At 73.8% G+C, this 12,372-nt stretch carries 12 protein-coding genes; 9 read left to right on the top strand and 3 right to left on the bottom strand.

What is annotated here, in order from left to right:
- Positions 1-259: 259 nt before the first annotated feature.
- Together Q3W71_RS17735 and Q3W71_RS17730 are read right to left on the bottom strand one after the other, a co-directional pair.
- Positions 260-1,354, bottom strand: coding sequence for a PLP-dependent aminotransferase family protein (locus Q3W71_RS17735; protein ID WP_302920472.1), 1,095 nt, complete (start codon positions 1,352-1,354; stop codon positions 260-262).
- Between the two features lie 195 nt (positions 1,355-1,549).
- Positions 1,550-1,942 (bottom strand): cyclic nucleotide-binding/CBS domain-containing protein, encoded by a 393-nt coding sequence (locus tag Q3W71_RS17730; protein ID WP_302920471.1) that lies wholly within the window; start codon positions 1,940-1,942, stop codon positions 1,550-1,552.
- A gap of 114 nt (positions 1,943-2,056) precedes the next feature.
- Between Q3W71_RS17730 and Q3W71_RS17725 the strand changes: the two genes are divergently transcribed.
- The 5 genes from Q3W71_RS17725 (at position 2,057) to Q3W71_RS17705 (ending at position 5,872) form a co-directional block, all read left to right on the top strand.
- On the top strand, positions 2,057-2,506 hold the full coding sequence (locus Q3W71_RS17725) for an NUDIX domain-containing protein (protein WP_302920470.1): 450 nt from the start codon (positions 2,057-2,059) through the stop codon (positions 2,504-2,506).
- A complete protein-coding gene (locus tag Q3W71_RS17720) occupies positions 2,503-3,273 on the top strand; it encodes a hypothetical protein (RefSeq protein WP_302920469.1) in 771 nt (256 codons plus the stop codon). Before Q3W71_RS17725 ends, Q3W71_RS17720 begins: the two co-directional genes overlap by 4 nt.
- Before the next feature lie 115 nt (positions 3,274-3,388).
- Positions 3,389-4,120 (top strand): phosphocholine cytidylyltransferase family protein, encoded by a 732-nt coding sequence (locus Q3W71_RS17715; RefSeq protein WP_302920994.1) that lies wholly within the window; start codon positions 3,389-3,391, stop codon positions 4,118-4,120.
- Positions 4,108-5,175: an iron-containing alcohol dehydrogenase family protein gene (locus Q3W71_RS17710; RefSeq protein WP_302920468.1), complete on the top strand. Its 1,068-nt coding sequence runs from the start codon at positions 4,108-4,110 to the stop codon at positions 5,173-5,175. The genes Q3W71_RS17715 and Q3W71_RS17710 overlap by 13 nt, the downstream gene beginning before the upstream one ends.
- Entirely contained in the window at positions 5,150-5,872 is a 723-nt protein-coding gene (locus Q3W71_RS17705) for a CDP-alcohol phosphatidyltransferase family protein (protein ID WP_302920467.1), read from the top strand. The genes Q3W71_RS17710 and Q3W71_RS17705 overlap by 26 nt, the downstream gene beginning before the upstream one ends.
- 282 nt (positions 5,873-6,154) lie before the next feature.
- Here Q3W71_RS17705 and Q3W71_RS17700 read toward each other — a convergent pair whose 3' ends face one another.
- Complete coding sequence (locus Q3W71_RS17700; protein WP_302920466.1) at positions 6,155-7,429, bottom strand: glycosyltransferase family 4 protein; 1,275 nt, start codon at positions 7,427-7,429, stop codon at positions 6,155-6,157.
- Between the two features lie 24 nt (positions 7,430-7,453).
- On the opposite strand from Q3W71_RS17700, the gene Q3W71_RS17695 reads away from it, so the two are divergent.
- The 4 genes from Q3W71_RS17695 (at position 7,454) to Q3W71_RS17680 (ending at position 12,167) form a co-directional block, all read left to right on the top strand.
- A complete protein-coding gene (locus tag Q3W71_RS17695) occupies positions 7,454-8,314 on the top strand; it encodes an Fpg/Nei family DNA glycosylase (protein WP_302920465.1) in 861 nt (286 codons plus the stop codon).
- A 263-nt stretch (positions 8,315-8,577) separates the two neighbouring features.
- Positions 8,578-10,149, top strand: coding sequence for a sugar transferase (locus Q3W71_RS17690; RefSeq protein WP_302920992.1), 1,572 nt, complete (start codon positions 8,578-8,580; stop codon positions 10,147-10,149).
- A gap of 39 nt (positions 10,150-10,188) precedes the next feature.
- Positions 10,189-11,409: a sensor histidine kinase gene (locus tag Q3W71_RS17685; RefSeq protein WP_302920464.1), complete on the top strand. Its 1,221-nt coding sequence runs from the start codon at positions 10,189-10,191 to the stop codon at positions 11,407-11,409.
- Positions 11,406-12,167 carry a LytTR family DNA-binding domain-containing protein gene (locus Q3W71_RS17680; RefSeq protein WP_302920463.1) on the top strand — a complete coding sequence of 254 codons (762 nt, stop codon included), beginning with the start codon at positions 11,406-11,408 and terminating at the stop codon, positions 12,165-12,167. The genes Q3W71_RS17685 and Q3W71_RS17680 overlap by 4 nt, the downstream gene beginning before the upstream one ends.
- The last annotated feature ends 205 nt before the right edge of the window (positions 12,168-12,372 follow it).

The raw sequence follows: 12,372 nt of genomic DNA, 5'->3' as shown, positions 1-12,372 counted from the left end.
GGGCCGGGTCGCATCGGGGGGTGAGGGACGACACGGCCCACCCGGCACCCTTTGGGGGCGGGGGTTGTGCTGGTCACGCCACTCACCGTGACGGCGGCTCGGGTGGCCCGCGTACGCGCCGGTGGGCGCGGGGGCGCTGCGCGAGACCGGACTCCGCTACAGGTGGTGAGTGACGCTCGCAGCATTGTGGGCCGCCGGCCGCCCCGGCGGGAGTCCCGGGACGGCCGGTATCGCTTTATTGTCGGAAACCCGACAGAATTCAGCCCCGGACGGCCGCGACTGCCTCGGCCAGCCGCCGGACACCCTCGTCGATCCGGTCGGCGGTGACCGCCGAGAACGCCAGGCGGAGGGCGTGCTGCCCGCCCTCGACGACGAAGTCGCTGCCCTTGACCACGGCCACCCCGCGCTCGGCGGCGGCCGGGGCGAGCCGGTCGACCAGCACGTCCTCGGGCAGCTCGATCCAGAGGAAGTAGCCGCCGTCCGGCTCCACGAACCGGGCCTCCGGGATGTGCCGGCGCAGCGACTCGGCGAGCACCCGGGCCCGCTCGCCCAGCGCGGCGCGGACGGTCTCGATCGAGCGGTCGATGTCACCGGAGACGCAGAACTGGTGGACGATCGCCTCGGAGACCATGCCGGGCGAGATGTAGAGGCTGGTCGCGTTCTTGGCGATGTCGGCGATCAGGTCAGCCGGCCCGACCAGGTAGCCGACCCGCACGCCGGGGCAGACGGTCTTGGTGAAGCTGGACGCGTGCACCACGACCCCGCGGGTGTCCAGCGACAGCATCGACGGCAGCGGCTCGCCCCGGAACCGGATGTCGGCGTACGGGTCGTCCTCGAAGATGGTGAACCCGTACTCGGCGGCGAGGTCGAGCAGCTCGCGGCGCTTCTCCAGGGAGAGCGTCACGCCGGCCGGGTTCTGGTAGTTCGGGATGACGTGGGCCAGCCGGGGGCGCACCCCGGACTCCAGCAGCTTGCGCAGCTCGGCGGTGTCCAGCCCGTCCGGCTGGATGGTGATCCCGTGCAGCTCGCTGCCCATCCGCTTGAGGTTGAGCAGGGTCCGGTCGTAGGTCGGCCGCTCGACCACCACCGCGTCGCCGGGCCGGACCAGGTGGTCGAAGAGGAACGCGTCGGCCTGCAACGAGCCGTTGGTGACCAGCACCTGCTCGGGCCGCACCCCGTGCTTCGCGGCGATCCACTCGCGCAGCGGGAGGTAGCCGACGGAGGTGCCGTACGCCGTCACCCCGGCGGGGTCGGCGTCGAAGGCGCGGACGGCGGCGGCCTTGAGCCCCTCGACATCGACGATGTCCAGCGAGGGAGCGCCACGGGCGAAGGAGATCAGCTGCTCGGCGGTCATGGCTGTTCAGCGTACGGGCGGCGGCGGGGTGCGCGCCGACGGCACGGCGATGTCCGCATCCTGAGCCACCGGGTCGGGTGACCTGCGTCAACCGGTGGTCGGCAAGTCGGACCGGAAGGCCGAGCGGGTCGTGCTGCGCGGACCGGGAACGGCCCCGCGCCGCCCGGCGGGGCGCCCGCCGGGCGGAGCCCCGGCTCAGCCGGTGCCGACCATCCGGCTGCCGGCCCAGACCCGCATGATGTCCCGGACCGAGATGACCCCGGCCACCTCGCGACCGTCGAGCACCACCAGGTGCCGGAAGCCGCCCCGGGCCATCGCGGCGGCCGCCTCCTCCACCGTCCAGTCCGGTCCGGCGTAGACGACGTCCCAGGTCAGGTGCTCACCGGTGCGCTCGACGTCGCAGTCCAGCCCGGCCCCGATGGCCTTCAACACGTCACGTTCCGTCATGATCCCGACCCCTTCGGAGTCCGGGTCGATCACGACCGCCGACCCGACGCCGCGGGCCGTCATCATCCGGGCCGCCTGACGGAGCGTGTGCTCCGGGCCGACCACGAGAACCTCGCTGGACATCGCTTCCCGAACCTGCATCACGCATCACCCCTGTGGGACGGTGGCACCCGGTACGGACATCGTGGACCCCGGATGTTTCCGGGACAAGACCGGGCATCGCCGCCAGGCCCGACCGCTCGCTACTGTCGTGGCGTGTCCACCGAGCCCCTGCGCTGCGCCGGCGCCCTGATCGTCGACGACGACGGCCGCCTCTTCTTCCAGCGGCGGTCCGCCGACCGGCGTCTCTTTCCCAACTGCTGGGACATCGTCGGGGGTCACCTGGAGCCCGGCGAGGACGTCGACGACGCGCTGCGCCGCGAGGTGACCGAGGAGACCGGCTGGACCGTCTCGCACGTGCTCGGCCCGGTCGGCGAGTACCGCTACGTCGGCGACGACGGCCTGCCCCGGGTGGAGAGCGACTGGCTGGTCCGGGTCGACGGCGACCTGTCCCGGCCCCGGCTGGAGGCGGGCAAGCACACCGAGTTCCGCTGGCTGCGCGCCGACGAGCTGGCCGTGCTCGATGAGCACCGCGACGTCAACGACGGCCTGATCCGGCGGATCGCCGAGGAGGCCTTCGCCGCCCTGCGCTCGATCGGTCTGTGAGCGACGCCGTCGAGCTGCCGCCGCACCGGTTCGCCGGGCTGGTGGCCCCGGCGGTCGACCGGGTCTTCGTCGCCGCCATGCTGGCCGGCCGCGACGGCGGCGGCGCCGAGCTCAGCCAGCGCTACGGCGGGCCGGCCGCGACCGGGTTCCTGGTGGAGTTCCGCACCCGGCTGGCCGTGCCCGGCGGCAGCGTGGACGGGGCGGGGTTCGCCGCGGTCACCCGCTACCGCGACCCGGCCGCCTGCCAGCGGGCGCTGGACAAACAGGTCGCGTACGGGATGATCCACCGCCGGCCGGACGGCGGGCTCTCCGCCACCGACCGGGGCGCGGCCTTCCTCGCCGAGCTGTGGCAGGTGCACGCGCAGGTCACCGGGGAACTCTGGGCCGGGCACGAGGAGCGGGTGGCCCGGTTGGTGGAGGCGCTCGGCCGGCTGCTGACGTACGCGCTGGTCCACGCCGAGGAGGAGGGGGACGGCACGGGCGCGGCGTTCGGCGCGATGGCGCCGCCGTACGAGCCGGACGGCACCCCGCCCGGCGTGCTGCTGCTCAACCGGCTCGGCACGCTGCGCTACCACCGGGCCGACGCGCACGCCGCCGCGTGGACCGCAGCGGGGCACACCGCGTCGAGCGTGGCCGCCCTGCCGGCCGGACCTGAGCGGCTCGCCATCGAGCTGGAGACCGACCGCCGGGCCGCCCCGCCGTACCTGGTGCTCACCGCCGAGGAGCGGCTGACCATGCTCGCCGACCTCGCGGCACTGCCCGGCTGACCGGGCGTCCGGACGCCCCCGGGCCGGCCGCCGCTGCCCGGTTGGCCACGGTCGGCCTGTCACGCAGCGCTATCCTCCACCGGTGACCGGGAGTCGTACGAGGGAGGACGCCTCAATGATCGGGATGGTGCTCGCGGCCGGGGCGGGGCGCCGGCTGCGCCCGTACACCGACACCCTGCCCAAGGCGCTGGTGCCGGTGGACGGTGAGACCACCATCCTGGACATCGCGCTGCGCAACCTCGCCGAGGTGGGGCTCACCGAGATCGTGATCGTGGTCGGCTACGCGGCGGACGCGGTCCGCGAGCGGCAGGCCGACCTGGAGAAGCGGTACGGCGTCACGCTCACCCTGGTGCACAACGACAAGGCCGAGGAGTGGAACAACGCCTACTCGCTCTGGCTGGCCCGGGAGCACTTCTCCCGGGGCGTGCTGCTGGTCAACGGCGACACCGTGCACCCGGTGAGCGTGGAGAAGACGCTGCTGGCCGAGCGCGGGCCGGGCATCCTGCTCGCCGTCGACACGATCAAGGCGCTGGCCGAGGAGGAGATGAAGACCACCTTCGACGCGGCCGGCCAGCTCACCCGGATCACCAAGATCATGGACCCGGGCGAGGCGTACGGCGAGTACATCGGCGCGACGCTGATCGAGCCGCAGGTGGCCGACGCCCTGGCCGACGCGCTGGAGGCCACCTGGCGGCGGGACCCGAACCTCTACTACGAGGACGGCTACCAGGAGTTCGCCGACCGGGGCGGCGAGGTGCGGGCCGCGCCGATCGGGGACGTCTCCTGGGTCGAGGTGGACAACCACGCCGACCTGGCCCGGGCGCGGGAGATCGCGTGCCGCTACTAGCCCGTACGGTCAACACCCCGCTGGCCATCGAGGTCCGGCGGGGGGCGGTGGCCGACCTGGGCCCGCTCCTGGCCGACCGGCGGATCTCCGCCGGTGGCGACGTCGCCGTGGTGGTCGGTCCCGGCCAGGGCGAGAAGATCGTCGAGCTGTGCCGGCCGTCGCTCGGCGCGGCCGACGTGTTCACGGTCGCGGGCGGCACCATCGACGCCGCCAACGAACTCGGCGACCGGCTGCGCCGCCGCCAGTACGACGCGGTGGTCGGCATCGGCGGCGGCAAGACCATCGACACCGCCAAGTACGCGGCCACCCGGTACGGCATCCCGATGGTGACCGTGGCGACCAGCCTGGCCAACGACGGCATCGCCTCACCCACCGCCTCGCTCGACCACGAGGGCGGCAAGGGCTCCTACGGGGTGCACATCCCGATCGCGGTCATGGTCGACCTCGACTTCGTGGAGACCGGCCCGGACCGGCAGACCCAGGCCGGCATCGGCGACGCGGTGAGCAACCTGAACGCCTGCGCCGACTGGGAACTCGCCCACGAGGTACGCGGCGAGCCGATCGACGGGCTCGCCGTCACCCTGGCCCGCACCGGCGCCGAGGCCCTGCTCAACCACCCCGGCAAGATCACCGACGACGGCTTCCTCACCACGTTGGCCGAGGCGCTGATCCTGGGCGGGATCGCCAGCTCGGTGTGCGGGTCGACCCGCCCGGCCAGCGGTGGCGACCACGAGATCTCCCACGCGATCGACCGGCTCTATCCCGGCACCGGCTCGCACGGCGAGCAGGTCGGGCTCGGTGCCCTGTTCTGCACCTTCCTGCGCGGAGATCTGGACCGGTTCGGTCGGCTCGCCCGCTGCCTGCACCGGCACGGTCTGGCCACCACGCCGGCCGAGCTGGGGCTGACCGACGAGCAGTTCACCGAGGCGGTGCAGTTCGCGCCGGCCACCCGGCCGGACCGCTACACCATCCTCGAACACCTCGCGATGACGCCTACCGAGACGCGGGAACGGCTGGCAGACTACGCCGGTGCAATCCGCGACCAGCTTGGCTGAGCCCCGCCCCACCGTCGCCGACTTCCACCGGGTCAACCGCGGTGGCGGCCTGTTCAGCGAATCGATCAGCCAGTGGCTGGGCGCGGTCTTCGCGCTCGTCGCCCAGCGGCTCGGGCTGCCGCCCACCGCGCTGACCATGACCAACCTGGTGCTCGGCCTGGCCACCTCGGTGACCGTGGTGGCGCTCGCCGGGCCGGTCGCCGACGGGGACACACCGGCCTGGGTGGTCGGGCTGCTCGCGCTGGTCGGCTGGCAGGTGGCGTACGCCCTGGACTGCGCGGACGGTCAGCTGGCCCGGGTGACCGGGCAGGGCAGCGCGGCCGGCGCCCGGGTCGACGTGCTCTGCGACGTGGCCGCCCAGATCGCCCTGGTCGCCGCGTTGGCGGCCACGGCCGTGGCGCAGGAGCCGTCGACGCCCACCTGGCTGGTCGCGGCCTTCGCCGGCACCTGGATGGTCAACCTGGTCACCTCGGTCATGCAGGCCGGTCCGAACGCGGCCAGCATGGTCACCTCGACCTCGCTGCCGGTACGCCTGGTGAAGCTGGTCCGCGACTACGGCGCGGTGATCTTCGTGGCCGCGCTGGTGCTGCTGCTCGCCCCCGCCCTGGCGTTCTGGGTGGTGGTCGCCTTCACCGTGGTCAACGGGGGCTTCCTGCTGGCCAGCATCGCCTTCTCGGCCCGCGCCTCCCTCCGCTGACCCCGCGCCCCGCGCCCCGCGCCCCGCGCCCCGCGCCCCGCGCCCCGCGCCCCGCGCCGAGAGATCTTGGTAGCAAGTGGCCCCTATAGGGGCCGTTTCCTACCAAGATCTTCCGCCATCCCAGTGAGTGGAACGTCGGTTTCGATTGACGGGCGGGTGGCAGCCGGCGGGCTGGGGGCAGCGAGGGCTGAGCCCAGCCGGGCTGGCCGAGGAGGCGGGACGGCGGCGCAGACGGGCCGGGGGGGACGGCGGGGCAGGCGGGACGGGAGGGGAGGGTGGGGGTCAGCGGTCGACGGGCGTTCCGGTGCGCATCACGCCGGCGTAGATGTCGATGAGCTGCTTGGTGACCACGTCGGGGTGGAAGGTCCGCTCGTAGCGGGCGCGGGCGGCGGCCGACAGCGTCCCGGCGCCCGCCCGGGCCAGCGGCAGCGCGGCGGCCAGGGCGGCCGGCTCCGGCGGCACCACCCAGCCCGCCTCGCCCGCGACCACGCCCGACGGCAGGGTGGCCATCCCGTCGCCCGCGACGGCGGAGGCCACCGCCGCCGGCCCGGTGCCGGCCGGCTCCCGGGGGGTGTCCGCGCCGACCAGGTAGGGGATGCCGCCGAGGGCGGTGCCGAGCACCGGCCGGCCGGCGGCCAGCGCCTCGATGATCACCGTGGGCAGCACGTCGTGCCAGGTCGAGGTGGCCAGCACCACGGCGCTGGACTCCAGCGCGGCGCGCACCCCGGCACGGTCCAGCGGGCCCAGGAAGGTGACGTCGGCCCGCTCGGCGGCCGCCGCCTCGACCAGCGGGCGCAGCTCGCCGTCACCGGCCACCCGCAGTGGGCCGAGGGCGCCGTCCGGGTGCCGCCGCCACGCGTCCAGCAGCAGGTCCAGCCCCTTCTCGGGGGAGAGCCGGCCGAGGAAGAGGAAGCCCTCGCCGAGCGGCGCGGGCCGGCCCGGGTCGGGGATGCCGTTCGGCTTGACCACGATCCGCTCCGCCGGGATGCCGTAGTCACGCAGGTGGTCGGCGACCGCCGAGGTGAGCGCGACGAACCGGTCCACCGAGCGCCAGGTGCCCCGGTGCACGGCCAGCGTGGTGGCCATCAGGGCGCTCTGCGCCCGGGAGCCCCGGTAGCAGCGATGCACGATCGCCGGCACCCCCAGGGCCCGGCCCCGGCAGTCCTGGCAGATCATCCCGTCCCGGAAGTAGAGCCCGGAGGAGCAGACCTGGCGGTAGTTGTGCACCGTCTGCACCACCGGCACGCCGTGCCGGTGCGCGGTCCGCACGATCCACGGCGAGAGCAGCGGGTACGGGTTGTGCAGGTGCAGCACGTCCGGCCGGTGCTCGGTGATCAACCGGCTCAGCTCCTGCTGGGCCCGGGGCGCGTAGATCGGGGAGATCGGCAGCAGCGCCTTGGCCGTCTTCGGCATCGTCGGGATCTCGTCCGAGCTGCGCAGGAACGGCAGCACCTCGACGCCCGCCGCGGTGAGCTGGGCGATCTCCGCGTCGACGATGGTGTTCTCCCCGGACGGCTGGGCTTCCCGGTACCGGTTGTGCGCCACCACGATTCTCACGGGAAAGAAGGCTACCGTTGGCTGATGCCCGAACTCCCGGAGGTTGAGGCGCTCGCGGGCTACCTGCGCGAGCGCGCGGTGGGGCGGCGTGTCGACCGGCTGGAGGTCGCCGCGATCAGCGCCCTGAAGACGTACGACCCGGCGCCGACCGCGGCGGCCGGGCGCGCGGTGCTGGACGCCGGCCGGCACGGCAAGTTCCTCGACGTGGTGCTCGACGGCGACCTGCACCTGGTGGTCCACCTGGCCCGGGCGGGCTGGCTGCACTACCGGGAGAGCTTCCCCTCCGCGGCGCCGCTGCGCCCCGGCAAGGGCCCGATCGCGCTGCGGGTACGCCTCGACGACGGCTCCGGCTTCGACCTCACCGAGGCGGGCACCCAGAAGAAACTCGCCGTCTACCTGGTCACCGACCCGGCGACGGTACCCGGGGTGGCCAAGCTCGGCCCGGACGCGCTCGCCGCCGACCTGGCCACCTTCAGCGCCCGGATGCGCAGCCGCCGGGGCCAGGTCAAGGGGGTGCTGACCGACCAGGCGGTGCTCGCCGGGGTCGGCAACGCGTACTCCGACGAGATCCTGCACGCGGCGAAGCTGTCCCCGTTCGCGATCACCGACCGGCTGACCGACGAGCAACTGGCCGCGCTGCACGAGGCCACCCGGCAGGTGCTCGGCGACGCCGTACGCCGGTCGCTGGGGCAGAAGGCGGCGGAACTGAAGGGCGAGAAGCGCTCCGGGCTGAAGGTCCACGCCCGTACCGGGCAGCCCTGCCCGGTCTGCGGGGACACCGTCCGGGAGGTCTCCTTCGCCGACTCCAGCCTCCAGTACTGCCCGACCTGCCAGACCGGCGGCAAGCCGCTCGCGGACCGACGGTTGTCCCGGCTTGTACGGTGAGTAACACCACGCCGTGGTTACGGAGAGGAATCGGACTCCGATCGCCGAACCTCCGGTCCGGCTCTCTTCCAGGGCGGCCATCCATCGGTATAGTGGCTCGGTCCCCGGCTTCCAAAGGGCACGGAGCCGGCCAGATCCCAGCCGCACCAGCCAGGCGCAATGTCCTCCGGGTCGGCGTCCGGGTCGGTGCCGCGTGGGAGACTGGGACGGTGGGCGACCCGGGCCCTCACGGCGAGTGAGCGGCACGTGTCATGCGGGAGGACATGGGTGAGGTGACGACAAGCCTCCAGCGCCCGGTAACCAACGAAGGCCGGAGCAAACTCGTGCGGCACGTCGACAGCTTCGAGATCCAGCCGCCGGCGCCGCCGTCCCACAACGGCGTACCGCGTTCGGCGTGGGCCCGGGCCCGCCGCCGGGTGTCGCGCTGGCACCGCCCCTACATCGCCCTGCTCCTGCTGCTCGACTTCGCGGCGGCGGCGGTGGCCAGCCTGATCGCCATCCAGGCGTTCGACCAGTCCCGGGCCGGCTTCTACAACGCCGAGCAGGACCCGACCTGGTTCCACACGGTGGCCTTCCTGCTGCTGCCGCTCGGCTGGGTGGTGATCCTCTGGGGCAACCGCGCCTACGACCGGCGCTACCTGGGCCTCGGGCCGGACGAGTTCAAGCGGGTGATCCGGGCCGGGGTGGCGGTGGCCGCCACGGTCTCCTTCCTGGCCTTCGCCACCAAGACCGACCTGTCCCGGTACACCGTCGGCACCGCCCTGCTCGCGGCGTTGATGCTGATCCTGCTGAACCGGATCCTCTGCCGCTTCGTGCTGCACGTGGTCCGGCGCAACATCGGCCAGGCGGGGCACCGGATGGTGCTGGTCGGCACCCTGCCGGAGTGCCTCGAGGTCTACACAGCGGTCACCCGCAACCCGGCGGCCGGGCTGATGCCGGTCGCCATCCACGTCACCGACGGCTACGCGGCCGCCCGGGGCATGCAGACCCCGGTCCCGGTGTACGCCGGCCGCGACGTGCTCGCCCTGGTCCGCGAGGTCGGCGGCGACACCATCGCGGTCTGCGGCTCGGCCAGCGCCGAGCCGGGCGAGCTGCGCCGGCTGGCCTGGCAGCTGGAGGGCTCCGGCGTCGACCTGGTCGTGGCGCCGCAGCTGACCGACATCGCCGGCCCCCGGGTGCACATCCGCCCGATCGAGGGCCTGCCGCTGCTGCACGTCGAGGAGCCGACCCTGTCCGGGCCGGCGCTGCTGGCCAAGAACCTGATGGACCGGGTGGCCGCCGGGCTCGGGCTGCTGCTGCTGATCCCGGTCTTCGTGGCCATCGCCATCGCGATCCGGATCTCCGACCCGGGGCCGGTCTTCTTCCGCCAGCCGCGGGTGGGCCACGAGGGCCGCACCTTCCGGGTGTGGAAGTTCCGGACCATGTACGTCGACGCCGAGGAGCGGCTGGCCAGCCTGGTCGACCAGAACGAGACCGACGGCATGCTGTTCAAGATGAAGCAGGACCCCCGGGTCTTCCCGGTGGGCCGCTTCCTGCGGGCCACCTCGCTCGACGAGCTGCCGCAGCTGATCAACGTGCTCTGGGGCGAGATGTCGCTGGTCGGGCCGCGTCCGCTGCCCGCCGACGACGGCGACTTCCTCGGCGACGTGCGCCGCCGGCTGCTGGTGCGTCCCGGCATGACGGGGCTCTGGCAGGTCTCCGGCCGCTCCGACCTGTCCTGGGACGAGGCGGTCCGGCTCGACCTCTACTACGTCGACAACTGGTCGCTGGCCTACGACCTGAGCATCCTGTGGCGCACGGTCGGCGTGGTGCTCGCCCGCAAGGGCGCCTACTGACCTCTTGGCGTCCGGGCCCGGAGCCGACAGGATCTGGGCGTGGGTGGCAACCTCTCCGCCGTCTTCGGCGTCGTCTCGCTGGTCACCGCGCTGGCCGCGGCCCTGTTCGCGGTGGTCCGGCTGCGCGGCCGGCGGGGCATCGCCACCGCCACCCAGCGGGCCACCTACGAGGTGCTGCACACCGCCGGGCTGGCCGCCGAGCCGCTGCGGGCCGGGCTCGGCGCGGCGAACGCGGCGAAGGCCGTACGCCATCTGCGCGCCCTGGTGGGCGCGGTCGGGCTGGCGCTGACCGACCGGGCGGAGCTGCTCGCCCTGGACGGGCGGGGCGGGCACCACGGCGAGCAACTGCTCGCGGCGGCCCGGCGGGCGGTGGCGGCCGGACGCTCGACCGTGCTCGGCGACTCCGAGCTGCACTGCGACCGGGTCGACTGCCCGGTCCGCGGCGCGGTGGTGGCGCCGCTGGCCGGACCGGACGGGCGGGTGGTCGGCGCGCTGCTCGCGATCGCCGACGGCGCGCCCGCGCCCGGGCTGGTGCAGGCCACCCTGGAGACCGCGCACTGGGCCGGCAACCAGCTCGCGCTCGCCGAGCTGGACTCGTCCCGGGAGCGGCTGGCCCGGGCCGAGATCCGGGCGCTGCGGGCCCAGATCAGCCCGCACTTCATCTACAACGCGCTGACCGCGATCGGCTCGTTCGTCCGCACCGACCCGGAGCGGGCGCGCGAGCTGATCCTGGAGTTCGCCGAGTTCACCCGCTACTCGTTCCGGGCGCACGGCGAGTTCACCACGCTGGCCGAGGAGCTGCGCTCGATCGACCGCTACCTGACCATCGAACGGGCCCGGTTCGGCGACCGGCTCCAGGTGCGGCTCCAGATCGCCCCGGAGGTGCTGCCGGTGACGCTGCCGTTCCTCTGCCTGCAACCGCTGGTGGAGAATGCCGTCCGGCACGGGTTGTCCCGCAAGCCCGGCACGGGCATGGTGAGCATCGAGGCCCGGGACGCGGGCGCCGAGTGCCACATCACGGTGGAGGACGACGGGGTGGGGATGGATCCGGCCACGCTGACCGCCGGCATCGCCGAGTTGGCGGCCGGTGACCCGGGCGACGACCCGGGCCAGCACGTCGGCCTCTCCAACGTCGACGAGCGGCTCCGGTCGGTCTTCGGGGACGGCTTCGGCCTGGTCGTCGAGACCGGGCTCGGCTCGGGTACGAAGGTGAGCATGCGGGTGCCGAAGTTCCACCCGGGCGTCCGGGCGGGCTCGTGAACGCGACCGGGTTCCTCCGGGTGCTGGCCGTCGACGACGAGCCGCCGGCGCTCGACGAGCTGGCGTACCACCTGCGGTCGGACCCCCGGGTGGCCCGGCTGCACACCGCCGGCGACGCCACCGAGGCGCTGCGGGTGCTCCGCGACGGCGACGTGGACGTGGTCTTCCTGGACATCCGGATGCCCGGGCTGGACGGCATGGAGCTGGCCCGGGTGCTGCGCCGGTTCGCCCGGCCGCCGGCGATCGTCTTCGTCACCGCGTACGACGACGGCGCGGTGGACGCGTTCGACCTGGGCGCCACCGACTACGTCCGCAAGCCGGTGCGGGCCGAGCGGCTGGCCGAGTCGCTGCGCCGGGTGATCGGCTCCCGGGTGGTGCCCTCGCACCCGGCCGCGCTGGCCCGGGCCGAGGAGGACCCGACCATCCCGATCGAGCTGGCCGGCACCACCCGGATGCTGCCCCGCTCGGCGGTGCGCTGGGTGGAGGCGCAGGGCGACTACGCCCGGCTGCACACCGCCGACGGCTCCCACCTGGTCCGGGTGTCGCTGGCCACCCTGGCCGAGCGCTGGGCGGATGCCGGTTTCGTCCGGATCCACCGGTCGTACCTGGTGCAGCTCAAGCTGATCGCCGAGCTGCGGCTGGTCAACTCCGGGTACGTCGTGGTGATCGACTCGACCGAGCTACCGGTGAGCCGCCGGCACACCCGGGAGCTGAAGGACAAGCTGGTACGGGCGGCGAAGCAGGACTGGAACCGGTGACCCCGGCCCCAGTCCCGCCCGCCGGCGGGCCCGCTGTCAGGCCCTGATCTGCTCGGCGATCCGCACCGCCAGCGCCATCAACTGTCCGGCGGAGAGCCGCGTCTCCGGCTGGGCCGCGACGGCCTGCTCGTCGACCCCCACCATGTTGCTGACGCTCGCACTGAGGGGCCCGCTTCACCGCGCTGTTCCCCTTCGCTGACCATCA

The sequence above is a fragment of the Micromonospora sp. C28SCA-DRY-2 genome (assembly GCF_030519475.1).
GTDB lineage: Bacteria > Actinomycetota > Actinomycetes > Mycobacteriales > Micromonosporaceae > Micromonospora.
Note: the sequence above shows the minus strand (reverse complement) of the source record. Positions and strands in the feature narration are given on the sequence as shown.